This is a genomic window from Nitrospirillum iridis, assembly GCF_014205765.1.
Classification (GTDB): domain Bacteria; phylum Pseudomonadota; class Alphaproteobacteria; order Azospirillales; family Azospirillaceae; genus Nitrospirillum; species Nitrospirillum iridis.
The window spans coordinates 166,536-191,356 of sequence record NZ_JACIIZ010000016.1 but is presented as its reverse complement, the minus strand read 5'-3'; the positions used below and the strand labels follow the sequence as shown (position 1 = coordinate 191,356).

At 66.2% G+C, this 24,821-nt stretch carries 20 protein-coding genes; 8 read left to right on the top strand and 12 right to left on the bottom strand.

Going from position 1 to position 24,821, the window contains the following annotated elements; all coding sequences use genetic code 11:
* Positions 1 to 329 precede the first annotated feature (329 nt).
* On the top strand, positions 330 to 1,388 hold the full coding sequence (locus tag FHS74_RS24530) for a tetratricopeptide repeat protein (RefSeq protein ID WP_184806629.1): 1,059 nt from the start codon (positions 330 to 332) through the stop codon (positions 1,386 to 1,388).
* 3 nt (positions 1,389 to 1,391) lie between these two features.
* On the opposite strand, the gene FHS74_RS24525 is transcribed toward FHS74_RS24530, so the two are convergent.
* The 4 genes from FHS74_RS24525 to FHS74_RS24510 all read right to left on the bottom strand — a co-directional run bounded on the left by FHS74_RS24525 (position 1,392) and on the right by FHS74_RS24510 (position 5,834).
* On the bottom strand, positions 1,392 to 2,246 hold the full coding sequence (locus tag FHS74_RS24525) for a hypothetical protein (protein ID WP_184806626.1): 855 nt from the start codon (positions 2,244 to 2,246) through the stop codon (positions 1,392 to 1,394).
* 217 nt (positions 2,247 to 2,463) lie between these two features.
* Entirely contained in the window at positions 2,464 to 3,849 is a 1,386-nt protein-coding gene (cysS, locus tag FHS74_RS24520) for a cysteine--tRNA ligase (RefSeq protein ID WP_184806624.1), read from the bottom strand.
* Positions 3,850 to 3,900: 51 nt separating this feature from the next.
* Complete coding sequence (gltX, locus tag FHS74_RS24515; RefSeq protein WP_184806622.1) at positions 3,901 to 5,247, bottom strand: glutamate--tRNA ligase; 1,347 nt, start codon at positions 5,245 to 5,247, stop codon at positions 3,901 to 3,903.
* A 149-nt stretch (positions 5,248 to 5,396) separates the two neighbouring features.
* Entirely contained in the window at positions 5,397 to 5,834 is a 438-nt protein-coding gene (locus FHS74_RS24510; protein ID WP_184806620.1) for a hypothetical protein, read from the bottom strand.
* A gap of 356 nt (positions 5,835 to 6,190) precedes the next feature.
* Here FHS74_RS24510 and FHS74_RS24505 point away from each other — a divergent pair, with 356 nt between their 5' ends.
* Together FHS74_RS24505 and FHS74_RS24500 are read left to right on the top strand one after the other, a co-directional pair.
* Complete coding sequence (locus FHS74_RS24505; RefSeq protein WP_184806618.1) at positions 6,191 to 6,853, top strand: DsbA family oxidoreductase; 663 nt, start codon at positions 6,191 to 6,193, stop codon at positions 6,851 to 6,853.
* Positions 6,854 to 6,898: 45 nt separating this feature from the next.
* Positions 6,899 to 7,810 (top strand): alpha/beta fold hydrolase, encoded by a 912-nt coding sequence (locus FHS74_RS24500; RefSeq protein ID WP_184806616.1) that lies wholly within the window; start codon positions 6,899 to 6,901, stop codon positions 7,808 to 7,810.
* A gap of 118 nt (positions 7,811 to 7,928) precedes the next feature.
* On the opposite strand, the gene FHS74_RS24495 is transcribed toward FHS74_RS24500, so the two are convergent.
* Both FHS74_RS24495 and FHS74_RS24490 read right to left on the bottom strand, forming a co-directional pair.
* Positions 7,929 to 9,203 (bottom strand): hypothetical protein, encoded by a 1,275-nt coding sequence (locus FHS74_RS24495; RefSeq protein WP_184806615.1) that lies wholly within the window; start codon positions 9,201 to 9,203, stop codon positions 7,929 to 7,931.
* Positions 9,204 to 9,473: 270 nt separating this feature from the next.
* Entirely contained in the window at positions 9,474 to 10,424 is a 951-nt protein-coding gene (locus FHS74_RS24490) for a 3-keto-disaccharide hydrolase (RefSeq protein ID WP_184806613.1), read from the bottom strand.
* A 157-nt stretch (positions 10,425 to 10,581) separates the two neighbouring features.
* On the opposite strand from FHS74_RS24490, the gene FHS74_RS24485 reads away from it, so the two are divergent.
* The 3 genes from FHS74_RS24485 (at position 10,582) to FHS74_RS24475 (ending at position 12,511) form a co-directional block, all read left to right on the top strand.
* A complete protein-coding gene (locus FHS74_RS24485) occupies positions 10,582 to 10,815 on the top strand; it encodes a FitA-like ribbon-helix-helix domain-containing protein (RefSeq protein ID WP_211106525.1) in 234 nt (77 codons plus the stop codon).
* Complete coding sequence (locus tag FHS74_RS24480) at positions 10,812 to 11,246, top strand: type II toxin-antitoxin system VapC family toxin (protein ID WP_184806609.1); 435 nt, start codon at positions 10,812 to 10,814, stop codon at positions 11,244 to 11,246. Before FHS74_RS24485 ends, FHS74_RS24480 begins: the two co-directional genes overlap by 4 nt.
* Before the next feature lie 203 nt (positions 11,247 to 11,449).
* Positions 11,450 to 12,511, top strand: coding sequence for a serine hydrolase domain-containing protein (locus FHS74_RS24475; RefSeq protein ID WP_184806607.1), 1,062 nt, complete (start codon positions 11,450 to 11,452; stop codon positions 12,509 to 12,511).
* 141 nt (positions 12,512 to 12,652) lie between these two features.
* On the opposite strand, the gene FHS74_RS24470 is transcribed toward FHS74_RS24475, so the two are convergent.
* Positions 12,653 to 13,201, bottom strand: coding sequence for a hypothetical protein (locus FHS74_RS24470; protein ID WP_184806605.1), 549 nt, complete (start codon positions 13,199 to 13,201; stop codon positions 12,653 to 12,655).
* Between the two features lie 320 nt (positions 13,202 to 13,521).
* On the opposite strand from FHS74_RS24470, the gene FHS74_RS24465 reads away from it, so the two are divergent.
* On the top strand, positions 13,522 to 14,391 hold the full coding sequence (locus FHS74_RS24465) for a DUF2189 domain-containing protein (RefSeq protein WP_184806603.1): 870 nt from the start codon (positions 13,522 to 13,524) through the stop codon (positions 14,389 to 14,391).
* Positions 14,392 to 14,519: 128 nt separating this feature from the next.
* On the opposite strand, the gene FHS74_RS24460 is transcribed toward FHS74_RS24465, so the two are convergent.
* The 3 genes from FHS74_RS24460 to FHS74_RS24450 form a co-directional block, all read right to left on the bottom strand.
* Positions 14,520 to 16,061, bottom strand: coding sequence for an alkaline phosphatase family protein (locus tag FHS74_RS24460; protein WP_184806601.1), 1,542 nt, complete (start codon positions 16,059 to 16,061; stop codon positions 14,520 to 14,522).
* 150 nt (positions 16,062 to 16,211) lie between these two features.
* Positions 16,212 to 17,264, bottom strand: a complete 1,053-nt coding sequence (locus tag FHS74_RS24455) for a hypothetical protein (RefSeq protein WP_184806599.1) — start codon at positions 17,262 to 17,264, stop codon at positions 16,212 to 16,214.
* 300 nt (positions 17,265 to 17,564) lie between these two features.
* Entirely contained in the window at positions 17,565 to 18,857 is a 1,293-nt protein-coding gene (locus tag FHS74_RS24450; protein ID WP_184806597.1) for an O-acetylhomoserine aminocarboxypropyltransferase/cysteine synthase family protein, read from the bottom strand.
* A 324-nt stretch (positions 18,858 to 19,181) separates the two neighbouring features.
* On the opposite strand from FHS74_RS24450, the gene FHS74_RS24445 reads away from it, so the two are divergent.
* Positions 19,182 to 20,459 (top strand): GGDEF domain-containing protein, encoded by a 1,278-nt coding sequence (locus FHS74_RS24445; RefSeq protein WP_184806595.1) that lies wholly within the window; start codon positions 19,182 to 19,184, stop codon positions 20,457 to 20,459.
* Positions 20,460 to 20,479: 20 nt separating this feature from the next.
* On the opposite strand, the gene FHS74_RS24440 is transcribed toward FHS74_RS24445, so the two are convergent.
* Both FHS74_RS24440 and mfd read right to left on the bottom strand, forming a co-directional pair.
* Positions 20,480 to 21,064: a tetratricopeptide repeat protein gene (locus tag FHS74_RS24440; RefSeq protein WP_184806593.1), complete on the bottom strand. Its 585-nt coding sequence runs from the start codon at positions 21,062 to 21,064 to the stop codon at positions 20,480 to 20,482.
* A gap of 72 nt (positions 21,065 to 21,136) precedes the next feature.
* The gene (gene mfd, locus FHS74_RS24435; RefSeq protein ID WP_246463335.1) at positions 21,137 to 24,820 is read right to left on the bottom strand and encodes a transcription-repair coupling factor; all 3,684 of its coding nucleotides are present in this window, start codon (positions 24,818 to 24,820) and stop codon (positions 21,137 to 21,139) included.
* Between the last annotated feature and the right edge of the window lies 1 nt (position 24,821).

Sequence of the window (24,821 nt, the reverse complement as noted above, 5' to 3'; positions counted from 1 at the left end):
AAACTGTCCCAGCCGTCACATTCTCACCCAAAGCCGCCTGACCAACGGCCACCTCAAACGCGCGCCGCTTTTACACCAGCTTGACGGACGCTATCTGTGAGGGCGGCCCCGGGCCGTCTTGGGATAGAGGGGCTTGGGATAGAGGGGCTTGGGATAGAGGGGCTTGGGATAGAGGGGCCGGGGATGGGGATATGGCACGCGCCATATCCCTTCCTGCATAGCCCGGCGCCGGGGCCCCTGCCCATAAGGCCCCCCGGGCCGGGCGCGCGTTGACAGGCCCACCCCCCGTCGCCACCTTTGGACGGCCCCGTTACAGGAAGCCGCCCCCCATGCCGGCGCATACCGCCCTTCCCTTCACCCATCCGGACGGATTGCACCGTCAGGGCCGTGGCCTGATCGACCAAGGCCGGCCCACGGACGCCCTCCCCCTGTTCCAGCAGGCCGCCGCCCTGGCCGAGCAGGGGGAGGCGCAGAGGGCCGGCAACCCCGACCGCCTGGGCCGCATCCTCTATGACCTGGGCTATTGCCTTTACGATCTGGGGCGGGTGGACGCGGCGCTGGCCGAATTCCAGCGTGCGGTGGCGGCGGCGGAGCGGGGCGACGGCCGGGGCCAGGTGCATTGGGACAACCTCGCGGCCTGCCAGCATCTGGTGGGCACCTGCCTGGCCCGCCTGGGCCGCGACACCGAGGCCCAGGCCTGGTTCGCCCAGGCGGCGGAAGCGGCGGCGCGCGGCGACATCCAGGGCCGGGTGGATCATGAGGCGGTGGGCCACAGCCTGCACCAGGCCGGCGCCTGCCTGGCCCGCCACGGCGATGCCGCCCAGGCCCTGCCCTGGCTGCAACAGGCGGTGGCGGCCAAGGAACAGGGCGACGCCGACGCCCGTGTCGATCCCGCCAGCCTGGGCGCCAGCCTGCACCTGACGGCGGACTGCCTCTACGCCCTGGGCCTGGTGGAGGACGCGCTGGCCTGGTTCCAGCGCAGCGTCGTCGCGCTGGAACGGGGGCCCCTGGACGGCCCCGTCAGCCACGACGACATCGGCCGCGCCCGCCTGCGCATCGCCCAATGCCTGGTGGATCTGCGGCGCCCCGCCGACGCCCTGCCCTGGGCACTGGCCGCCGTCACCGCGGTGGAGGACGGCGACGCCGCCGGCCGCGTCAACCTGGAAGGCCTCACCCACGCCCTGCAGGCGGTGGCCGACACCCTGGCGGCCCTCGGCCGCTTCGACGAGGCCATGGACTGGTACCGCCACGCGGCCGAAACCGCCGAACACGGCGACCCCGCCGGCCTCACCGCCACCCTGGCCGCCGGCGCCGCCTGCCTGCGCCGGCTGGGCCGCATGGACGAGGCGGCGGCGTGGGAGCTGCGGGCGGGGACGCCGGTGGGGTGAAGGTTATTGGGTTTGCAGCTGCGCCGGCGCTTGTTCTGGGTGCAAAGATGAGGGCACAGCTTGGGTCTGTCCATTTGTTTGTTGCGGCACAGATGCCTCCCCACCCGCCCCAAAGTTTATACTGGGAATATAGAATCCTGGATCTTTGCCGAGTGATGATCCTGGAATAACATCTACACTGGCATTCTTACTTTTAACTGCCTCTGTTACAAATCCTCTTATCTTAATAGGCGTACATAGCTCGTAATAACCATTCAATGCCGTTATGAGCTGCGGCCCATTGCTGATTTTGTCGAGTGGTAAATAAGCAATAAATGCCTGCTTTGCTTTAACAACAAGCGCATAAGTTGCGTATGGTGGCAAATCGTATAGCATATTGTTGGCTAAATTATCTATTGTCTGGGTCGTTAGTCCAAAAAGCGCTGCTACAGCCGCGATTGCCACATGGCTCGCTTTAAATGCCCCCATCAGACTGGTCGTCGTAGAGCCAACTAAGCTTGCTTCTGACGTAGATGTTCCCTTATCTTGGAAAAGCCTATCGAGACCAGAGAAATATGAATGGCAATCAGCATCTAATATTGATGCCGTGGCATAAAACATATTTTTATACATCCCAGGATGTTCTTCCATTGTATCCTCGTATCCGAGCTGACGCTTTATTGCTTTATATGAGTCCCCTTGTTTCTTAAGCCTATTAACAAAATCAATTCTATCAAGAACTTGGTCAGGGCCGTCCTGAAGATCTACCTCGGAGGAAGATCTGTTTACATTTACATAACTCTTGGCTGCGTTGTAAGCAGAACATCCATTTAACACTACACAGGCAAGCAGCATCGCTGCAGAACCCATCTTATTCATGGTTTCCTCCGGGCAGGTCAGAGCTGTGCAAAGTGGTAGCAGAAGGCCTCAGCGACGCCGGCTATTGGGCCGGTGCCGGGATTTTGTCGCGAATTTTAGGCAAATACACCAACTTAACGGTTGTGCTACGCTACCATAGCGGGCGTATGCCGCAAGAGCATATCATCTTCGGGAGGCACCCAACCCTGAAATATAACCTTAAGGATATAGTGGGCAGCTACACCCGCTTCCAGGTCGTGCCCTGGGGCCCGTCCTCCAGCACCACGCCCTGCTCCAGCAGCTCCTTGCGGATGCGGTCGGCCTCGGCGAAGTTGCGCGAGGCGCGGGCGTCCTTGCGCGCCTGGATGGCGGCGGCGATGGCGGCCTCGTCCAGGCCCTCCGCGCCCTTCGGCGTCCAGCGGAACCAGGCCTCGGGGTCCTGGGTCAGCAGGCCCATCAGGTTGGCGGCGGCCTTGAAGCCGGCGGCGACGGCGGCGCGCTCCGCCAGGTCGGCTTCCTTGTGGAAGCGGTTGGCCAGTTCGTGCAGCAGGCTGAAGGCCAGCGGGGTGTTCAGGTCATCCTCCAGCGCCGCCAGGACCTCATCAGGCACTTTGGCGGCCGGCACCTCGCCCGTTTCCCCCTGGGCGGCGCGCAGCACGCCGTACCAACGGTCCAGCGTGGCCTTGGCCTGGCGCAGGCCTTCCTTGGAGAAGTCCAGCGGCTGGCGGTAGTGCGCCTGCAACAGCGCCAGGCGCAGGGCCTCGCCCGGCACCTCGTCCAGCAGTTCGGCCACGGTGAAGATGTTGCCCAGCGACTTCGACATCTTGTCGCCGGACATGGTCAGGAAGCCGGCATGGACCCAGTAGTTGGCCATGACGCCGGTGCCGTGGGCGCAGCGGCTCTGCGCGATCTCGTTCTCATGGTGGGGGAAGATCAGGTCCAGCCCGCCGCCGTGCACGTCGAACACCGGGCCCAGATGGGCGGCGGTCATGGCGCTGCACTCGATATGCCAGCCGGGGCGGCCCCGGCCCCAGGGGCTGTCCCAGCCCGGCTGGTCGTCGGCCGAGGGCTTCCACAGGATGAAGTCGGCCGGGCTTTTCTTATAGGGCGCCACCTCGACCCGGGCGCCGGCGATCATCTCATCCTGGCTGCGGCGCGACAGGCGGCCATAGTCGGGCATGGACGGCACGTTGAACAGCACGTGGCCCTCCGCCGCGTAGGCATGGCCGCCGTCGATCAGCCGGGCGATCATGGCGATCATGGCGTCGATATGCCCGGTGGCCCGCGGCTCCACGTCCGGGCGCAGCAGGTTCAGCGCGTCCATGTCGGCATGGAACTGCGCCGTCGTCGTCTCCGTCACCGTCTCGATGCTTTGGCTCAGCGCCTTGGCGCGGTCCATGATCTTGTCATCCACGTCGGTGATGTTCCGCGCGTAGGTCACGGTCGGGTACAGGTGCTTCATCACCCGCGCCAGCAGGTCGAAGGCGGTGAAGGTCCGCCCGTTGCCGATGTGGGCGTAGCTGTAGACGGTGGGGCCGCAGCAATAGATCCGCACATGGGCAGCGTCGACGGGCACGAAGACTTCCTTCGCGCGGGTGAGCGTGTTGTACAGCTGAAGCGCCATGGGGACCGACCTTAAGTGGGGACGTTAACGTGCTGATAAAAAAAGAAAAACTCAAGCGGTTTGGCCCGATAGCCGGGCCAGCGCCCGCTCCCGCCCGATGAGCGGCAGCAGGACCTTCAGTTCCGGCCCATGTTCCAGGCCGGTCAGCGCCAGGCGCAGGGGCATGAACAGGGCCTTGCCCTTGGCGCCGGTGGCGGCCTTCACCGCCTCCACCCACTGGCCCCAGGTGTCGGGGCCCCAGGGGGCGGCGGGCAGCAGGCCGGCGGCGGCGGCCAGGAAATCCGCGTCGGTGACCACGGGCGCCAGCGGCGCGTGGGTGATGTCCCACCAGCCCCGGGCTTCCGCCACCTGGGTGATGTTGGGACGAACGGCCAGCCAGAAGGCCTCATCCGCGCCGGGCATGCCCAGGGCCGGCAACCGGTCCGCCACCGCCGCGTAGGGCATGTGGTGCAGGAGCTGGGCGTTCAGGCGGCGCAGATCCTCCGGATCGAACTTGGGCGTGCCCCGGCCGACCTTGGCGAGGTCGAAATCGGCCACCAGCTCGGCCAGCGTGCCCCGGGATTCCACCGCGTCCGAGGTGCCGATCCGGGCCAGCAGCGACAGGATGGACAGGGGCTCCAGCCCTGAGTCCTCGCGCAGGCTCTTCAGGCTCAGGCTGCCCAGGCGCTTGGACAGGCCGGCCCCGCTGGCGTCGGTGATCAGGGGGAAATGGCCGAAGAGGGGAACGGGCCCGCCGAGCGCCTCATAGAGCTGGATTTGCACGGCGGTGTTGGCGACGTGATCCTCCCCCCGGATGACGTGGCTGATGCCCAGCTCGATGTCATCCACCACCGAGGCGAAGGTGTAGAGCGGCTGGCCATCCTCGCGGATCAGCACCGGGTCGCTGAGGTCCTGGCCCTGGAAGCGCTGGGTCCCGCGCACCAGATCGTCCCAGACGACCGGGGTGTGGTCCAGCTTCAGGCGCCAGTGCGGGCGGCGCCCCTCCCCCTCCAGCCGGGCGCGGTCGGCGTCGGTCAGGCGCAGGGCCGCGCGGTCATATAGCGGCGGGCGGTGCTGGGCCAGCTGGGCCTTGCGCTTCAGGCCCAGCTCATCCGGCGTCTCATAGCAGGGGTAGAGGCGGCCGGCGGCCTTCAGCCGCTCCGCCGCCGCCGTGTAGCGGTCCAGCCGGTCGGACTGGCGGGCGAACCGGTCCCAGTCCAGGCCCAGCCAGCGCAAATCCTCCTCGATGCCGGCGGCGTACTCGGCCGTCGACCGCTCCCGGTCGGTGTCGTCCATGCGCAGGAGGAAGCTGCCGCCGGCCTTGCGGGCGAACAGCCAGTTCATCACCGCCGCGCGGGCGTTGCCGATGTGCAGGCGGCCGGTGGGGCTGGGCGCGAAACGGACGGCGACAGTGCTCATGGGACGGACCAAGCCTTCACAAAACCGGGCAAAACCAAGGGTGGGCAGCGATAGCATGAAGTGGCGGCAAGACAAAGTCCCCCGGAACGAAAAGGCGAGGCCACCGGCCCCGCCCTTTTCACCATCCACTCCGCGCCATGACGCCGGGGTCAGAACTTCTTGCGGTGGAAGGCGGCGGCCAGCGCCTTGACCGAGGCCGCCTGCTTCACCGTGCCCTCCGCCTTGGGCGGCGGGGCGCCGTTCAGGATGGGCGGCGCGTTGGCCAGCCGGCTGCCGCCCATGCGGGCGACGATGGCGTCCAGCTGGGCGGGGGTCAGGCGCTGCGGCGGCGGCGCGCGGCGGGCGGTGCCACCGGCACCGGCACCCGCCCCGGCCGCGGCCGGCATGGAGGGGGCGGCACCACCGCCCCGCGCCACCCGCTCGATGGCGGCGCCGGTGATGCCCTTGAGGAAAGGCTTACAGAGACCGCGCATCAGCTGTTCATCGGCCAGCGCCCAAGCCATCAGGATGCGCTGCGCCTGGGCGCGGCTGCCCTGGGCCTGGGCCATGGCCTCGCGGATCTTCATGCTGACGTAGGTTTCGCTCATGGAACGGGCCTCTCCCACGGATCCCGCCCGTGACGGGGGGATCCCACGCCGACCGAACCGGCCTATTTCGAAATCGTCCGAGAATTCACCGGCGGGCCCCATCGACCAAGGCCGACGGCGCCCCATATCAAGCAAAGTCGGGAAAACTTTAACGCAGGAGCCCCCGGACCGGAACGAAAAAGAAACCGAAGCGGCCGGCACCGGCGGCGCGTGCCATCCGAGGGGTGTGAGCCATCGGATGGGGCTCGCCCCCCAGGCCCCGCCGCCGTATAGTCCCCCCGTTTGTGGCCGGCCCCCGGGATGAGCGCCCAGCCGGCCGCCCCGCGACCCGTTGTTCAAGCCATGCCGACCAACCCATGCTGATCGAGATCGTCGCCGACTTCGTCTGCCCCTGGTGCTACATCGGCAAGCGCCGGCTGGAGCGGGCGCTGGCGCAGCGCCCTGGCCTGCGGGCGGAGGTGCGCTGGCTGCCCTTCCAGCTGGACCCCGACACGCCCCCCCGGGGGATGGAGCGCACCATCGACCTGTTGGCCAAGTTCGGCAGCATGGAGCGCATCCGCCAGGTGAACGCGCTCCTGGAACAGACGGCGGCGGCCGAGGGCCTGGCCCTGAATCCGGAGCGCATCCGCCGCACCCCCAACACGCTGGACGCCCACCGCCTGCTGCGCCATGCCGACGCCCAGGGTCCCGGGGTCAACCGGGCCCAGGATTTGGCGTCCGCCCTGCAGGCGGCCTTTTTCCGCGACGGCCGCGACATCGGCGACCGGGCGGAGCTGGCCGCCATCGCCGGCGAGACCGGGATGGACCGGGACGCCGCCGCCGCCTTCCTGAACAGCGACGCCGACCGCGACGCCCTGCGCCAAAGCCTGGCCGCCGTCCGCCAACTGGGCATCCAGGCCGTGCCCTGCTTCATCTTCAACCGCCTCTATTCCCTGTCCGGCGCCCAGGAGGCCGGCGCCTTCCTGCCCCTGCTGGATTTGGCCGGGGCGGACGGCGTGGTGGCCAGCGCGGCGGGGTGACCCACACCGCCGGAACCGGATCGTCCTCAACAAGGTTCATGCGCCATGCCCCCCACCGAAGCCGACATCGCCCATATCTCCACCCCGCTGCTGGACGTGGCCTATATCGCCGGCGGGCCGCCCGAGGGGCCGCCGGTGCTGCTGCTGCACGGCTGGCCGGACGACGCCCACACCTGGGACCGGGTGGCGCCGGCCCTGTGGGCCGCAGGCTACAAGACGGTGGCGCCCTGGCTGCGCGGGTTCGGGCCCACGCGCTTCCTGTCCAGCCAGACCACCCGCTCCGGCCAGATCGCCGCCTTGGCGCAGGACGCGCTGGACCTGGCCAACGCGCTGGACTGGCAGCGGTTCAGCATCATCGGCCATGATTGGGGGGCGCGCGTCGCCTATTTCCTGGCGGCGGTGGCGCCCGACCGCCTGCACCGCGTCGCCGCCCTGTCGGTGGGGTGGGAGCCGGGCAGCCTGCCCACCCCGGCGCTGCCCCAGGCCCAGCGTTATTGGTACCAATGGTTCCTGACGACGGAGCGGGGGGCGGAGACCATCTGCCACGACGGCAAGGCCTTCGCCCAATACCAATGGGACACCTGGAGCCCCCCCGGCTGGTACCAGGCGGACGCGTTCGAGCGGACGGCGGCGGCGTTCGAGAACCCCGACTGGGCGGCCATCACCCTGCATTCCTATCGCGTGCGCTGGGACGAGGCCAAACCGGATGTCCGCTATGCCGAGCTGGAGAAGCGCCAGCGCGCCGCCCGCACCCTGGGCGTGCCCACCCTGGTGATCCAGGGCGGGGACGACCGCTGCACCCTGCCGGGGACGACGGAGTCCGCCCGCGGCCACTTCACCGGCCCCTACCGGCGGGAGGTGTTGCCCGGCATCGGCCACTTCCCCACGCGGGAGGCGCCGGACGCCGTCAACCGTTTGCTGCTGGATTTCCTGGGGACGGAGACGGCGGGGGCGTGAGAGCCTCTTGGGAAACGCCTTACGTTGGTGGCTGAGTATTGGCGAGAAGAAGCCCGGCCCCTTCGGGAGCCGGGCTGTTTTTTTCGCTCTGTTGTCGATATCGATGCGCCGGGTATGTTCAATCCGGGCTACCGCCCACGAAGGTGAACGATCCCAGAAACAGTTCGGCCGCATCGCCATCCAGCAACGTCCGATGGTTGCGGGCCGCCAGGACAACGGCTTTGGCATGGTTCGGATGGTCGTCCGGCACCCGCCAGAAGGTGCGGATCTCGACGACAGCTTCCGGGGGCAGCCGTCCGTTGAGGCCCGGCACGTCCAGCGTCACTTCCAGCCTTCCGTCATATTTGGGATTGATCACACCCTCGGCGATGATCACGGCGCTGGCACTGGAGATGCGGGCGGGACCGCTGTCGATTTCCGCCCCCTCATACTGCTTCTCCTCGGTCCGGAGCTGGACGACGGAGCCAAGAGGCAGGTTGGAGACATGGGCTTCGAAACGAAAGCGCTCCGGCGTATCGTCCCGGTTCGTGAAATACAGGAAGTTCTTGGATTGGGTCGGCTGCGCGACATTGTGCCAAGCCGACGCCAGATCGTTGAGCAACCAGGTGGCGATGCTGAAATTGGCGTCGTCGGGCAGGGGGTTGATATAATAGGCCGTCTGGGCCAGCACTGAGATGCAATTGTGCTCGCCCTGATCGGCGGCGAAGTTAAACAGGAACGGGTCGAAGGTCACGCCGATCTGGCCGGAAGGCAGGACGGAGCTGATTGAACTGGCCTTGATCGCGGATGTCAGGCTGCCCGCCTCCGTGCTCAGTTGGTTCCACTTGGACGGCGGAGTCACTGATCCCTTGTAGTTGTACGCGACGAAATTACCTTCAAGGCCACCCGGGTAAAGGTTCTTGGCCCGCAGATAAAGATAGTTCAGGCCACGCGCCGGTTGTTCCCATGGATTGGTGCCATAGGACTGGGCGGTCAGGAAGGTGCTGGGGTCGTCCACGCGCTTCTGGCGGGCGATCACGTCAGGGGAGCTGTAATAGTCATTGGTGACAGCCGGATACTTGCCGACGTCTTGCAGATTCTTGCGGACCAACAGGCCGTGCCAGCTGCCGTAGGTGACATTCGCCGCATTGGTGATCTCGATGTCGGACCAACCGGCACCGGAGGCGCGCAACCAGGCCTTGATGGAGCCCGCACCGGCAACGCTGTCAGCCCAGACGGCAGCCAGTATTGTGGCCAGATCATCAATCTTAACCTGAGGGAATCTCTTATACAGCTTAGGCGACGCAACGAACGCAGTGTTGTCCTCATGAAAAAGAGTCTGAGCATATTGCAATTGGGTCTGCGGAACCACTTGGGCGAAAGCATGAACATGCCTGTAGGCGATCATTTTCATGGCGTGTCTCCTCGTTTCTGGACAAGGGATATTGTCCAGTCGCTGGCGGTTGGTCAGCCGTCGGGCTTGGCCCGATCTTTTTAGGTGCGCAACGAGAGATTGCGACCACACGCAATAGGAGTCAATACCGATATTCTTTCTATGAAAAAGTTAACAAAACCGGACCGAACACGCGGAAGACATGTGCGAATGGCATGGGAATAAACTTGCTATGCGCGGCGGAAATGCGGTGCCCCGCCCTTGAACCACAGTTCAGTTCCGGTTCCGACCCTAATCCTGGACCACCCTGGGCAAGCGCGTGATGGGCTCCAGCGTGATGCGACGGAAATAGGTCTCCGCCCCTTCCGATTGCAGCTGGATGCGGCCGTGGGCCAGGGGTACCCATGCGCCGCCCTCCCGCATCCGCAGGTCACGCACCGCCATCACCGGCACGCCGTTCACCACGTGCACGGCGCGGTCGCCCAGGACATAAAGGTCCAGCACGTTCCACGCGCCCGCCGGCTTTTCCGCGTCGCTGGCGGCCTCCACGTTCCAGGCCGGCGGGCGCACCGTGACGGCGCGGCCGGCCGGCATGTAACGGCGCTGGGGATCGATCAGCGCGCGGTCGCGTCCCACCTCGGTCACCGCCGTCACCAAGGGGCCCACCGGCACCACCATGCCGACCGAACCCTCCATGATCTCGAATTCCGTCGCCGCCATCCATGTGCCGTAGACGGCGCCCGGGGCGCCGTGGCTGTGGTACAGCAGGCCGTTGTTCCGGGGCATGTCCAGGCGCGGGGGGTACTTCGTCTCGCCCCACTTGTATTCCAGGCGCAGGTGGTAGTTGGCGTGGTCACCGCGATGGACGATCCCGCCCCAGGTCCGCCCGGTGATGAAGATCGCCGGCTCCCCCTCCTCCATCACCACCTGGAAGACCCGGGAGATGGAGGCGGCGTCCGCGCCGATGGGCGCCTGCCCCGGCTGCGCCCTGTATGTCCGCGCGGGGTCGGGATAGCCCAGCCAGGCGTCCCAGTCCGCCAGGTCACGGCCGTTGAACAGGCTGACCGCCGGCCCCGCCGCCACCGGCAGGTCCGCCAGGCGCAGGGCCTGCGCCCGGAAAGGCGGATCGCCGGCCAGCACCGCTTCCAGCGCCGGGTTGACCTTGACGGTCTCCGCCGCCCGGGCCGGCATCCCGGCCACCCCCATCGCCAGGACCAGTGCCCAAGCCGCCCGTATCGCCATGTCGCTTCCTCACCTTGGATGTCATCGCTGATGTTATCGATTTCATAGCAGCGGCCAGGGTGATGCGGCAGGGGTTTCGCCATGAGCACTGTCGATTGAGCGCCGTGATAGCATGTGCTATCATTTGCAGCGACACACATTCTATGGGGTGGCTTCCGTGGCACAGTTGCTGGTACGCCAAGTCGATGACGCCATTGTCGCCGCCCTGAAAACGCGCGCCAGCGCCCACGGCCGCTCCGTGGAAGCGGAACACCGCGCCATTCTTGAACAAGCCCTACGTCCTGGCCCCACCGACTTCGCCCAGCGCGCGGCCGAGCTTCGGCGTCAATCCGCTGGTCGGCAGGCCATGGATACCACGGCCCTTATTCGGGAAGCGCGTGATGAACGATGAGCCTGATGGTTATCGACGCGTCCGTCGCCCTGAAATGGGTATGTGAGGAAGCGGGCAGCGAAACAGCGGCAACCTTTCTTGACGGCCGGCCCCTTGCAGCCCCTTCCCTTTGGCTGACGGAAGCTGCGAACGCATTGTGGAAACTGGCCCAACGAAAAATCCTGACCCCTGATGAGGCGGAGGAGCGGTTAAGCTTCCTCGTCGGAGCCCCGGTGCGTCTTATCGATACAGTGTCTCTTTTGCCAGCCGCCCTTCGTATCGCACGGACCTTGGAACATCCTGTCTACGACTGTGTGTACCTGGCCACAGCCATGCATTTGTCAGCCAAGGTCGTCACAGCTGATAAACGCTTCTATGAAACGGCGAAGACCCATCCCCTTTACGCGGAGACGGTCATGGCGCTGCACCTGATGGGAACGTCATCCTCCTAGAGCAGATCGCCCAAAGGTGGAATCGCCTTTGGGCGTGAAGCTGCTCGCGGACAGACTCAGCTATAGCTGGCTGTGGTTCCGATTAAACGCAGCCGGCTATAGTCCGCCCGGTAAGTGGCCCCATGACACCCCGCCCGGATGGCCTTTGCCCCAGCGGCGGGATCTCGGCGAAGCTCCCGCCCGCGTAACCGGGGAGAGGCGGCATGGACGGATGGGTTTGCGGACGGCGGCGACTGCTGGGCGGCTTGGCGGGGGCGGCCCTCACCGGACTGATCCCGGTGGCCACACGGGCAGCCCCCCCCGATCCGGCCAGGCTGGCGGCCTTGCTCGACGGCCTGCGCACCGACCCGCACCCGGACCTCAAGGGCGTCGTCGTCCTTCAGCACGGCCACCGCATCGCCGAGGCCTACTACAACGGCGACGGCGCCACCACGCTGCACGATATCCGCTCCGCCACCAAGAGCCTGACCGGCCTGCTGATGGGCATCGCCATCGAGCGGGGGCTGGTGGCGGGCGTCGACGCCCCCCTCACCCACCTTCTGCCCGGCCCCCTGCCGCCGGGGTGGGAGCGGATCACCCTGCGCGACCTGCTGACCATGCGCTCCGGCCTGGCGGCCGACGACACCGACCCCGCCTCCCCCGGCAACGAGGACACGCTGGACGAGGCGGGGGAGCGTACCGGCGACTGGGCGACGGCGGCCCTGGCCGTGCCGGTGCGCGAGCCGCCGGGCCGCACCTATCAATATTGTTCGCTGAACGCCTTCCTGGCGGGCCTGATCATCGAGCGCGCCAGCGGCCAAAGCCTGGACGCCTTCGCGCAGCAGGCCCTGTTCGCCCCGCTGGGCATCACGGCCCACGCCTGGCGCCAGTTGCCCGGCGGCCACGGCACCGGCCAGGGCAACCTGTCGATCACCGCCCGCGACGCCGCCGCCCTGGGCCAGATGGTGCTGGACCGGGGCCGCGCACCGGACGGCCGCCAAATCGTCAGCGCCCAATGGCTGGCCGACAGCACCGCCCCCCTCCACCCCATCGCCGACAAGGACCCCTATGCCGATTCCTATGGCTACCTATGGTACGCTAAGGACGAACCGGCCGGCGGCGGCCCGACGGTGCCCGTGCACTTCGCGTCCGGCAATGGTGGCAACAAGATCTACGTGGTGCCGTCGCTGGGCCTGGTGGTGGCCATCACCTCCAGCGCCTACGGCAAGGGCTATGGCCAGCGGCGCTCGCAGGATATCCTTCGGGGGGTACTGGGAGCGGTGTGAGGCCGTGAGCGGATAGGCGGGTTATTAACCCAAAAAAACGCAGACAATTAATCCTTCAGGACCGAGATATTATGCTGAGCAGAAGCGGTCATCTACGATGACTGCAGCTAGTCGCTCAGTATAGGTCCTTACTCGTCAACCTTAGATTCTTGTCCAAACGATTTCTTCGGAGTCCACCTGGTCCACGCGGGAGCTTCTATAGGCCATATGCCCAACTAAGGACTGCCCCCTGTTTCGAATTTGAAGAAGGCTGGTTGAAAAGGACAGGCTTCGTCGATCGTCACTCGTCAAGTTAAGCATCACGAAGCCCTCCCAGGTTGTCCCAGTGAGGGTAAAACCTTGATTATAATCACCAAGATGACCACCCGGCGGTCCGGGTATGGAGTTATTTTTCGCGATATTCATGGCTCCATTTAAAGTATGAGCATTCTGGCGGATCATCATCGAATAGCTATAGGTTATTCCATCTGCAAAAGTTTTGCTCGCGACCCATTTTCCAGCGAGATCAACGCCTTTGAAAATGATGCCCTGATACCAGGGTACAATGACTTTTTGAATGAGCTGCCCGAGAATTAGTAGAAATGCGGACGTAAGAACACCCGCGACCACGCCCCATATGATTGCCCCCTGGATCGTCGAAGGATCATATGCATTGAGCGTCGCCGTGGACACCGCCGTCGTATTCTCCATTCCTGAATCTTCCTCGAGACGGGCTGGCCGAACACGCTAATCCGACCGCACATGGATTGCCAAGCAGCCTATCGTGTCATGGCAAGCGGGTCGAGAACTGTTAAACTGATCGTTGTGCCGGCTTCCTTGAGCCAAACGGGTTGGGTCACGTCCCCCTCCGATCGCCCCATTAACAAGCCCCGGCGACAGACGTACACTTCCCCTAAAAGGTGCGGCACCCAGCGTCCGCGCCAAGAAACAGGACACGCACAGCCTTGGGCCCCCCGATCGATCTCTGGGCCCCTGCCTGCAACACCAACCGGGTTCAGGAGGATCAGGGCATGACACAAGAGACCATACGCAATCCCGTGGAATGGACATGGGCGCGGCTGGGCGAGGCGGCGGCGGGTGTCGCCAGCGTCGGCCGGGCCATCGGGCATATGGAGGATTTGCGGGCGCACGAGGCGCCGGTGGTGCGGCGCATCGGCGTGGCGGATCTGGGCCAGGCCATCGCCGCCGGCTTCCGCGACTTCGCCGCCTTCCGCACCGACGTCTTCGCGCTGTGCGTCCTGTACCCCATCCTGGGCTGCGTGCTGGCGCGGGCGGCGGTGTCCATGAACATGCTGCCCCTGCTGTTCCCGCTGGCCTCCGGCTTCGTGCTGATGGGGCCGGTGGCGGCCATCGGCCTGCTGGAGATGAGCCGGCAACGGGAACGCGGGGCCCGGCCCAGCTGGCGTGAGGCCTTCGGCCCGCTGCGCAGCCCGGCCATCGCCGCCATCGCCACCCTGGGCCTGGCGCTGACCGTCCTTTACGTCGCCTGGCTCTACGCCGCCCAGGCGGTCTATGACGCCACCCTGGGCCCCCAGCCGCCGGCCTCGCTGGCGCGGTTCGCCGCCGACGTGGTGGGCACCCGCGCCGGCTGGACCATGATCGCGGTGGGCTGCGGCATCGGCGCCGGCTTCGCGGCGGTGGTGCTGGCCGTCGCCGCCATCAGCTTCCCCCTGTTGCTGGACCGCGACGTGCCGCTGCACACCGCCGTCGCCACCTCCATCCGAGCGGTGTGGGCCAACGCCGGAATCATGGCGCTGTGGGGCCTGATCGTGGCGGGCGCCCTGTTCCTGGGCACCCTGCCCGTCTTCGTCGGCCTGATCGTGGTGATGCCGGTGCTGGGGCACAGCACCTGGCACCTCTATCGCCGGCTGGTGGCCTGACTATAGCCGGCTGCGTTTAATCGGAACCACAGCCGGCTATAGCTGAGTCTGTCCGCGAGCAACTTCACGCCCAAAGGCGATTCCACCTTTGGGCGATCTGCTCTAGACGGCCAGGCCACCGGAATGTTTCAGCCCTGTCCCGCCGGGACGGGAGCGGCGGTTTCCGGGGCCGGCGCGTCCTCACCCTCGGGCAGCACCGTCGGCAGCGGCGCCCTGGGCGTGGCCATGATCGGCCCCGCCTGGCGCCGCGCCTTGTGCTGCTTCCACGCCGCGGTGCGGGCGCGGATATAGTCGGCCACCGCGGCGGCGGTCGACAGGTCCGGCGGCTGGTGGTCGAAGGTGCCGTAGGCGTTGGCGACCGGCAGGTCGGCCAGGCGCTGGGCGTGCACCAGTTCCAGGGCGGAGGGCTTGCCGGGCCCCGGATGCACCATGCCGGAGGTGGGCACCACCACGCCCGCCAGCGGATCGTCGGTGCGCGGCTCATCCCGCGTCAGCACGTCGGCCAGGCTGGGCGCCGCCGCGTCGCGCCGGGTCAATGGCGGGACGTTCCACCGTTCCTCGATGGTCTTGAGCACGGAGGTATGGTCGATGGTGCCGTGGTCGGCGCGAAACACCGTCCCCGGCTCGATCAGGGGGGAGATCAGGACCGCCGGCACGCGGACGCCGAAGCGGCGGAAATCGAAGTCATCGAACTCCCCCACCGTGTCGTCGGGCGGCGTGGCGCCATAGGGCGGCGGCACATGGTCATAGCAGCCGCCATGCTCGTCATAGGTGATCAGCAGCAGCGTCTCGTTCCAGCACGGGCTGTCACGCAGGGTGTAATAGACGTCATGGATCAGCTGCTCCCCCAACGCGACATCGTAGTTGGGATGCTGGCTGTTGCCGGTGTAGGAGAAGTCCGGTTCCAGGAAGGTGTAGGCCGGCAGGGTGCCGGCGCGGGCGCGGGCCTGGAAGTCGCTGAACAACCCGAAATGACTGTCGGGCGCATTGCGGGTGTCGGGATAGTCCAGGCGGGTCATCGGCGGCTGGTTATAGCCGAAGATGGCCCAGTCCACGCCGAACCGCGACAGCTGGCCGAAAATGCTGGGGCAGGTGAAGGTCTTCACCTTGTTGTCCAGATGCCCCTGCGAGGTGGCGGCGGCGGCGAAGCAGCGGTTGGGGATGGTCTGGGTCGGCACCGAGGCGAACCAGCGATCACACACCGCGTAGCCGCGCGCCAGGCCCGACAGGACGGGCAGCAGGTCCGGCGTGAACATGCCCATGATGTCGTTGGGCGCGGTGCCGGGCAGCACATGCATGTATTGCTGCCCGTTGTCGTAGTTGATGGCGCTGCGGAAATTGACGACGAAGCCCCGGTTGTCCGGCCGCGCGCGGTCCGGCGGGTTCTCGGTGGAGAACAGCTGGACGTTGGTGTTGAAGAAGCCCTCGCCCGGGTCGCCGCCCGGCATGAAATAGGGGCTGGGCTGCACCTCCCGCCCGATCTTGAAAACCCGCACCTCATGGCCGGCGCCGTCGGGATTGGTCTCACGCCCGGTCAACCCCTCGAAAGGGTGGCCGGCGGGGGAGCGGTTGCCGCTGTCCTCATAAAGAAAGCCCAGCATCTGGTCAAACGACCGGTTCTCCAGCATCAGCTGGACCACATGCTTGATTGACGACAAGCGGTTTTCCATGCCCTTCCCCATCAGTTGAAAATATTTCCATTAAATTAGGATAAATAAGCACATTTTATTACATGTTGTTTAACAATTTATATTATTCCAAAAGAAGGGGCACATGATTAGAAACAGCCCATGTGCCCGGAGGCTATTCAAGATGCATGTTCAACTGGAATAACTGGCGTACCAGAAGCCATTATCGGCAACGCCGTTCCAGAAGGCGAATACCGTGCTGCCGTCGGGCGCGGTTAAAGCGTAATTGGTGCCACCCAATGTCCAGCCCTGGGCACGGGCGGAAGCAACAAGAGGAGGCACGTCTTTGAAAAAATTGGCCTGACCGTCGTCGCGATAAGCCCACGCAAGCATGAGACTTTCGCCATCCGCCACTGAATCGTATGCGACAAGCCCGGGGCCATACGGATATTTTTTCGAGGACGAATTAACGGCCTTGATATTGTACTGCGGTGTCCAAGCGTTGGAATTTATGACGTACTGGGAGAACCAGATACCATTGTTGCCCGAACCATCCCACGCCATCGCAACAGCAACCTGCCCATCAACGGTCGTAAGCGCCAAAGTGATCCCCGCAGCCTGGACAGTACCAAAAATCGTACCATCCACATCCTGCGCCATAGCCGGCTCAGACCACACGTCGATGCCGTCGCGCTCCGAATTCAAGGTGCCAATTACATATTTTATACCCGGGTATTGATTATTGTTTCCAATATAGGCGATGATGACTGCGCCATTGTCTCCAACACCCTTTATTGGTCGACCCTCACCATCTTTCGGCGGCACATAAACGGCAGCCAGAGCGCCGCTTATATCCGGTGCCTTACCGTTGACTTTTATATTCTTCTGATTAGCCCAAACATCATTTGCAAAATTATAGAATGAATACCATATCCCATCATTCCCTGATCCATTCCACGCTAAAAATACTTTACCGGTGTCAATACAAGCTACGCATGGCGACTGCTTTGTATTAAAAGGAACTTCGTTGCCTGTTCCATCTTTAAATCCAGCTAATTTGCTTTTTCCCCATTTATTTGTATCTATTATGTATACAGAATACGAAATTCGTATGGAATCTTTCGAGCCATCGCGCCACGCTACAAATACATTTTTAGAATCCAATGGCGCGGCAGCCGGAGATCCAAAGATCTTGAAATAGGCGCCATCGTATTCTGCACGCGTCTGATCTGACCATCCGCTCATTTCAATCCCCCTTGTCTGGCATTCTATTGATCTGGCTATCACCAGCTCAACAATATCGGTGGGAGCAACGCGCCATCCGTGATGACCAGGCGACCTCACCACCGCCACCCTACAAGCAAACCCTGCGCCAGAAAATTTATGAGCAATCTCAGTCAACCGCCGGGAACCACAACCGTTGCGGACGCGTCGGACATGTCGGACACGGCTGTACGACAACCCGGTTGGGATCGATGGGGTAGGTCACTGCCCCTTGTGGGGGAAAGGGCGCGGCGGTATTACCACCGCGCCCCACGAACGGCGCTAGGCCGCGTCCAGCGCCTGGGTCAGGTCCGCCAGGATGTCGTCGATATGCTCGATACCGATGGACAGGCGGACATAACCGGGGGTGACGCCGGTGGCGGCCTGATCCTCGACCGACAGCTGGGAATGGGTGGTGCTGGCCGGATGGATGGCCAGGCTGCGGGCATCACCGATGTTGGCCACGTGGTAGAACAGCTTCAGCGCGTCGATGAAGCGGCGGCCGGCCTCCGCTCCGTCCTTCAGCTCAAAGCCCACCAGCGCGCCATAGCCGCCCTTCAGCACCGCGTCGGCGCGGGCCCGCAGTTCGCCCGTCTGCTGGCTGGGGTGGATGACGGCGGCCACCTTGGGATGCTCGGCCAGGAAGGCGGCGACGGCGGTGGCGTTGCGGTTATGCTCCCGCAGGCGCAGCGGCAGGGTTTCCAGCCCCTGGATGGTCTGGAAGGCGTTGAAGGGGCTGACGGCGGCGCCGATGTCGCGCAACAGGGTGACGCGGGCGCGCAGGATGTAGGCGATGGGGCCCAGCGGCTTCACCGCCTGGGTCCATACCGCCCCGTGATAGCTGGGGTCCGGCTGGTTCAGCAGCGGGAAGCGGTCGGCGTGCGCCTCCCAATCAAAATTGCCACCGTCGATGATCGCGCCGCCGATGCTGGTGCCGTGGCCGCCGATATATTTGGTGGTGGAATAGACGACGATGGCGGCCCCCAGGTCCAGCGGCCGGGCCAGGATGGGGGTGGCGGTGTTGTCCATGATCAGCGGCACGCCCAATTCCCGCCCGATGGCCGCCACCTCGGCGATGGGGAAGACGCGCAGCTTGGGATTGGGCAGCGTCTCGGCGTAGTAGGCGCGGGTGCGGTCGTCCGTCGCGCGGCGGAAATTCTCCGGATCCGACGGATCGACGAAGCGCGCCTCGATGCCCAGCTGCTTGAAGGTGTTGGCGAACAGGTTCCAGGTCCCGCCATAGAGGTCGGTGGAGGTGACGAAATTGTCGCCGGCGCTGGCCAGGTTCAGGATGGAGAAGGTGCTGGCCGCCTGGCCCGACGCCACCGCCAGGGCCGCCACCCCACCCTCCAGCGCCGCCAGCCGCTGCTCCAGCACGTCGGTCGTGGGGTTCATGATGCGGGTGTAGATGTTGCCCAGTTCCTTCAGGGCGAACAGGTTGGCCGCATGCTCCGTCCCGTCGAACTGATAGCTGGTGGTCTGGTAGATGGGCACGGCCACGGCATGGGTGGCGGGGTCGGCGCGGTATCCCGCGTGCAGGACCAGGGTTTCCGGATGCGTGCTGTTGGTGGCCATGGCGGCTTTCTCCCATCGTTACTTGGATGAGGGCGATCATGGGGAAACAGACGGGAAATTGCATCCGGGCAGAGTAGCTTATTAATTTATTTCATGTTTGAGCATGAAATGTTCCCCGGCAACATCGCGGTCGCGGGCGGCTGGCGAAGCGTCGCCGAGGGTATGACAACGCCCCTCGCGGGCGGCGAGGACCGTCATGGCGCCGCGCCGCGACACGGGGCGCCACCACGGTTGGCCCGGCCCCGCTTCACAAGCCGCCTTTCCGGCCACCACCAAGCCCCGCTAGACTGCGCTGGACCTGAACGATGCCGGCGCACCACCCCAATGTCCCTGCGCACCAAGATCGTCCTCGCCCTGCTGCTGACCAGCCTGGCGTCCGTCACGCTGGTGGGCGTCGTCGCCTATCAGCGGGTGGTGACGCGGTTCACGGACATGCATCTGGCCGGCGCACGCGACAGCTTCCGCGCCAACGTCCAGGCCTATGTCCAGACCTATGGATCCTGGGACGCGGGTGCGGCGGCGGAACCCTTCGCGGCCTTCAGCCAGCGCCGCATGGGCGGCGGCCCGGGGCGCCCGGGGCGACGGCCTCCCCAGGAGAACGGCGCCGGGCCTGGAATGGGGTCGCCGGGCGCGCAGCTTGACGGACCGGCCCAATCTGAGCGGCGGACGGCGCCCCCCATCCAGTTCCTGGTCTTCACCCCCGATGGCGTGGCCCTGACCCGAACGCCGGCCTACGCCATTGGCGACCACGTCAGCACCGACGACCAGGCGGGCGCGGAACCCCTGCGGGTGGATGGCCGGCTGATCGGCTATTTCCACCCCGAGGGTCAGGTCAATTTCTCCGCACCCGAGTTGCGCTTTGTCGGCGTCGCCCGCGACGCGCTGCTGGGGGCCTGCGCCTTGGCCGCCATCCTGGCCGTCGGCGCGGGCCTGGTGATCGGCAGACGGCTGAGCCGGCCGCTGCGCCGCCTGACCGACGCCGCCCGCGCCATGCAGGCGGGCGACCTGGGCCAGCGGGTGGCGGTGAACGGACGGGATGAGATCGCCATCCTGGCCCAAGCCTTCAACCACATGGCCGAGGCGCTGGCCCGCGACGCGGCCCGATTGCGGGAGATCAGCATCCGCGACGGGCTGACCCAGTTGCACAACCGCGTCCATTTCGACGAACAGGCGCGCATGCTGTACCAGCGGGCGGTGCGGGAGGGCCGGCCGCTGTCGCTGATGATCGGCGACATCGATCACTTCAAGGCCATCAACGACCGCTATTCCCATGCCATCGGCGATGCCGTGCTGCGCCAGGTGGCCGACCTGCTGCGCGCCGCCCTGCGGCCGGGCGACCTGGCGGCCCGCTATGGCGGGGAGGAATTCGTCATGCTGTTGCAAGACACCGGCGCAGCCGAGGCGGCGGCCCTGTGCGAACGCCTGCGCCAGGCCATCGCCGCCGCCGATTGGCAGGAGATCCACCCCGACCTGGCGGTGACCATCAGCATCGGCGTCAGCGGCGACCTGGGCCAGGACGGCCCCGACGGCATGATCGCCGCCGCCGACGCCCGGCTGTACCAGGCCAAGGCGGACGGCCGCAACCGGGTCTGCGCGGCCTGAGCCGGCTTACCGCCGGCTGCTCAGATTGGGTCCGGTTCCCCTCGCAACGCCATCAGGCGCGTCTGTGCCTCCTTCACGCCGGGATTGTCCGGCAGGCCGTAGTCCTGGCGAAACACGGCATCAAGCGCGGTGTAGCGGCCAAGCGCGTCCTGCCACTTTTCAACAGCGTCACTGCGGTCTCCCCGAGCCTCGGCATTGCAGGCCAGGCTGCGCACGGCGTTCGCCATTTCCAGCGGCGCGGTCTCCATGCCCGAATACAAGGCCATCATCTCCTCATAAACCGGCATCGCCCGGGCGTGTGCCGCCTGGTCGTCGAGAATGCCGCCGAGGTGGCGCAGCGCGCGGGCCAACGAAAGGGTGTCGCCTCCATGGCGGAGGATGTGGACCGCTTCTTCCTGAAGGGGCAGCGCCTCCCCCGCTCTCCGCAGGTCACGCAACGCCTGCGCCAACCGCGTCAGGGCGTGGGCAAGGCCGCTCCCCTCGCCCTCCGCCCGCAACAGCGCAACCGCCCGGCAGAACGCATCCAGCGCCTCTTGAGGTCGCCCCGCGCGACGAGCGGCCTCTCCTTGTCCCAGGGCTTCTTGCGCTTCATCCATGGCGGTCATGAGCAGCCTCGCCGACCGGTAGTGGTCCAGGAGTTGGAGTTTAGTCCGTTTCCATTGCTCCAGCCAGCGCCCCTACCGCCGACTGCGCGGGGGGGTGGAGAATCCCGGCCGGCCCAGTTTGCTGGCCGGCAGCGGTGGTTTGTGGCCCCAGGCGGAGACGGGCTTGCCCTGGGGCTTGGGCGGCGGCGGGGGCGGCGGTGGCGGGGGCGGATCGGTCTTCACCGTTTCGCCGGCGGCCATCTTCGCCAGGTCGCCGATCAGCTTGCGCACCCCGTCCAGACGGGTCTCGGCGCTGTCCCAGGGGCGCAGCAGCACCAGCTTGTGGTCGGGGCGGATCTTGGCCGTGCCCGCCTGTTGCTGGATGAATCCCACCAGGGTGGCCGGGTTCTTGAACTCATTGTTGCGGAAGCCGATGACGGCACCCTTGGGCCCGGCGTCCAGGTTCTGCACCCCGGCGTCGCGGCACAGGCGTTTGATCTCCACCAGGCGCAGCAGGTTCTCCACCTCCCCCGGCAGGGTGCCGAAGCGGTCCACCAGTTCGGCGGCGAAGGCGTCGATCTCCGCCCGGTCCACCAGATCGGCCACGCGGCGGTAGAGCGACAGGCGGATGCCCAGATCGGCGACGTAGCTTTCGGGGATCAGGACGGGCATGCCCAGCTGGATCTGGGGCGTCCACTGCTCCTCCGCCGCCTGGGCCTCCGACAGCCCGCCCCGGGCGGCGGCCACAGCCTCTTCCAGCATCTGCTGGTACAGTTCCACGCCCACTTCGCGGATCTGGCCGGACTGCTCCTCGCCCAGCAGGTTGCCGGCACCCCGGATGTCCATGTCGTGGCTGGCCAGCTGGAAGCCGGCGCCCAGGCTGTCCAGGGTCTCGATGACGTGCAGGCGCTGCTGCGCGGTCTGCGACAGCACCGTCTTGGGCTGATAGGTCAGGTAGGCGTAGCCCCGCACCTTGGCCCGGCCCACGCGGCCACGCACCTGGTACAGCTGCGCCAGGCCGAACATGTCGGCGCGGTGGACGATCAGGGTGTTGGCGCTGGGGATGTCCAGGCCGCTTTCGATGATGTTGGTGGCCAGCAGCAGGTCATACTTGCCCTCGTCGAAGGCGGTCATGACCTCCTCCAGCTGGGCGGCCGGCATCTGGCCGTGGGCGGTGATCATCTTCACTTCCGGCACCAGTTCGGCCAGCCGCTCCTGCAGCTTGGGCAGATCCTCGATGCGCGGGCAGACGTAGAAGCTTTGCCCGCCCCGGTAATGCTCGCGCAGGATGGCCTCGCGGATCACCACCGGGTCGTAGGGCAGCACGAAGGTGCGCACGGCCAGGCGGTCCACCGGCGGGGTGGCGATCAGCGACAGCTCGCGCACGCCGCTGAGCGCCAGTTGCAGGGTGCGGGGGATGGGCGTGGCGGTCAGGGTCAGGACGTGCACATCGGTGCGCAGTTCCTTCAGCCGTTCCTTCTGCTTCACGCCGAAATGCTGTTCCTCGTCGACGATGACCAGGCCCAGGCGCTTGAACTGGATGCTCTTGGCCAGCAGGGCATGGGTGCCGACGACGATGTCGATGGTGCCGTCGGCCAGGCCGGCCTTGGTCTGATTGGCCTCCTTGGCCGTCACCAGGCGGGACAGCTGGCCCAGGCGCACCGGCAAGCCGGCGAAGCGCTTCTCAAAGGTGCGGCTGTGCTGGCGGGCCAGCAGGGTGGTGGGCACCACCACCGCCACCTGCAGGCCGCTCATCGCCGCGACGAAGGCCGCGCGCAACGCCACCTCCGTCTTGCCGAAGCCGACGTCGCCACAGACCAGGCGGTCCATGGGCTGGCCGGAATTCAAATCCTCCAGCACGTCCTCGATGGCGCGCTGCTGGTCGTCCGTCTCGGCATAGGGGAAGCGGGCCGCGAACTCGTCATACACGCCCTCCGGCACCTCCACCGGCGGGGCCTTGCGCAGGGCGCGCTCGGCGGCGATGCGCAGCAGGGCGTCGGCCATGTCCTTCAGGCGCTTCTTGACCCGGGCCTTGCGCGACTGCCAGCCGACGCCGCCCAGCTTGTCCAGCTGCGCGCCCGATTCCTCGGAGCCGAAGCGCGACAACACCTCGATGTTCTCGACCGGCACGTACAGCTTGTCGCCGCCGTCATAGATGATGCGCAGGCAATCGTGCGGCGCGCCGGTGACGGTCAGCGTCTCCAACCCGTCATAGCGGCCGATGCCGTGGTCGACGTGGACCACCAGATCGCCCGTCGCCAGGCTGGCGGCCTCGGCGATGAAGTTGGCGGCACGGCGCTTCTTCTGCGAGGGTCGCGCCAGCCGGTCGCCCAGGATGTCCTGCTCGGTGATGACGGCCAGGGTGTCGGTGACGAAGCCGTTGTCGATGCCCAGCACGACGACGGCGGTGGCCTTAGCCGCCAGCGCCCCCACCTCGGCCCAACTGTCGGCGGTGGGCGCCGGATCGATGCCGTGTTCCTTCAGCATCTTGGCCAGGCGGTCGCGGGCACCCTGGCTGTAGCCCGCCACAACCACGCGGCGGCCGTCAGCGCGCAGCTGGTCGATATGCTGGCCCAGGGCCGTGAAGACGTTCACGTCCGGGTTGGCGCGGGCGTCGGCGAAGTCGCGCCCCCGGCGGCCGGCGGCGTCCACCAGGTTGGGGTTGGCCCCACCCTCCCCGTCTTCCCTGGCCACCGCCGCGAAGGTCGACAGCTGGGCGACACAGCGCAGGGCCAGATGCCGGTCCCAAGCGTCGCCGTCCAGGAACATCGCGGATGTGGGCACCGGCTTGTAGATGGGCGTGCCCGACTTCTTCTCCACCTCCTGGAAGGTACGGCGGGCCTCATAGAAGTCCGCCACCTGGGACAGGCGGCTGTCGCGCGCCTCCTCCGCCTGCGCGTCCAGGCTGACCATGGCGGCGGGCACATAGTCGAACAGGGTGTCGAGGCCGGCATGGAACAGGGGCAGCCAATGTTCCATGCCCGGCATCTTGCGCCCGGCGCTGATGCCCTCATACAGCGGGTCGCTGTCGGTGACGGCGCCGAACAGCTCCCGGTACCGGGTGCGGAAGCGCTGGACGGAGGGTTCGTCCAGGAAAATCTCCGACATGGGCTTCAGGTCCACGCCTGAGCGCTTTTCCGTGGTCAGCTGGGTCATGGGGTCGAAGGCGCGCACGCCTTCCAGATCATCCCCGAACAGGTCCAGGCGCAGCGGCTCCGCCGTCGCCGGCGGGAACAGGTCGATGATGCCGCCGCGCACGGCGTATTCGCCCGGCTCGCGCACCGTCTGGGCGCGGGTGTAGCCGTTGTTGGCCAGGAAGCGCTGCAACTCATCGACGTTGAGACGGCCGCCAACCTTGGCCTGGAAGGTGGCGTTGCGGAAGGCCAGGCGCGGCGGCACCTTCTGCAAGGCAGCGTTCAGCGTGGTCAGGACGATGAAGGCGCCTTTTGGCCGGGCGCCCAGCAGGGTCGTCAGCGTCTCGATCCGCCGGGCGACGATGTCGCCGTTGGGCGAGACGCGGTCATAGGGCAGGCAGTCCCAGGCCGGAAAGGGCAGCAACGTGACGTCGGGCGCGAAGAAGGCCAGCGCCTCCTGCACCCGGGCCATGCGCGCGTCGTCCAGCGTCACATGCAGCAGGCCGGACGGCCCCGCCCGCCGCGCCAGATCGGCCAGCACGCGCGCGTCATGTCCCTCCGGCGCGCCCGCCACCAACAGGCGGCGCGGCGTGTCGGGGGCCAGGCTGGACAGGACGGCGGGCGGCAGCACGGTGTCGGACATG

Bases quoted from the DNA above. Each gene is read 5' to 3' on its own strand.
- FHS74_RS24530 (WP_184806629.1), top strand. From the start codon at position 330: ATGCCGGCGCATACCGCCCTTCCCTTCACCCATCCGGACGGATTGCAC.
- FHS74_RS24525 (WP_184806626.1), bottom strand. From the start codon at position 2,246: ATGAATAAGATGGGTTCTGCAGCGATGCTGCTTGCCTGTGTAGTGTTA.
- cysS (WP_184806624.1), bottom strand. From the start codon at position 3,849: ATGGCGCTTCAGCTGTACAACACGCTCACCCGCGCGAAGGAAGTCTTC.
- gltX (WP_184806622.1), bottom strand. From the start codon at position 5,247: ATGAGCACTGTCGCCGTCCGTTTCGCGCCCAGCCCCACCGGCCGCCTG.
- FHS74_RS24510 (WP_184806620.1), bottom strand. From the start codon at position 5,834: ATGAGCGAAACCTACGTCAGCATGAAGATCCGCGAGGCCATGGCCCAG.
- FHS74_RS24505 (WP_184806618.1), top strand. From the start codon at position 6,191: ATGCTGATCGAGATCGTCGCCGACTTCGTCTGCCCCTGGTGCTACATC.
- FHS74_RS24500 (WP_184806616.1), top strand. From the start codon at position 6,899: ATGCCCCCCACCGAAGCCGACATCGCCCATATCTCCACCCCGCTGCTG.
- FHS74_RS24495 (WP_184806615.1), bottom strand. From the start codon at position 9,203: ATGAAAATGATCGCCTACAGGCATGTTCATGCTTTCGCCCAAGTGGTT.
- FHS74_RS24490 (WP_184806613.1), bottom strand. From the start codon at position 10,424: ATGGCGATACGGGCGGCTTGGGCACTGGTCCTGGCGATGGGGGTGGCC.
- FHS74_RS24480 (WP_184806609.1), top strand. From the start codon at position 10,812: ATGAGCCTGATGGTTATCGACGCGTCCGTCGCCCTGAAATGGGTATGT.
- FHS74_RS24475 (WP_184806607.1), top strand. From the start codon at position 11,450: ATGGACGGATGGGTTTGCGGACGGCGGCGACTGCTGGGCGGCTTGGCG.
- FHS74_RS24470 (WP_184806605.1), bottom strand. From the start codon at position 13,201: ATGGAGAATACGACGGCGGTGTCCACGGCGACGCTCAATGCATATGAT.
- FHS74_RS24465 (WP_184806603.1), top strand. From the start codon at position 13,522: ATGACACAAGAGACCATACGCAATCCCGTGGAATGGACATGGGCGCGG.
- FHS74_RS24460 (WP_184806601.1), bottom strand. From the start codon at position 16,061: ATGGAAAACCGCTTGTCGTCAATCAAGCATGTGGTCCAGCTGATGCTG.
- FHS74_RS24455 (WP_184806599.1), bottom strand. From the start codon at position 17,264: ATGAGCGGATGGTCAGATCAGACGCGTGCAGAATACGATGGCGCCTAT.
- FHS74_RS24450 (WP_184806597.1), bottom strand. From the start codon at position 18,857: ATGGCCACCAACAGCACGCATCCGGAAACCCTGGTCCTGCACGCGGGA.
- FHS74_RS24445 (WP_184806595.1), top strand. From the start codon at position 19,182: ATGTCCCTGCGCACCAAGATCGTCCTCGCCCTGCTGCTGACCAGCCTG.
- FHS74_RS24440 (WP_184806593.1), bottom strand. From the start codon at position 21,064: ATGACCGCCATGGATGAAGCGCAAGAAGCCCTGGGACAAGGAGAGGCC.
- mfd (WP_246463335.1), bottom strand. From the start codon at position 24,820: ATGTCCGACACCGTGCTGCCGCCCGCCGTCCTGTCCAGCCTGGCCCCC.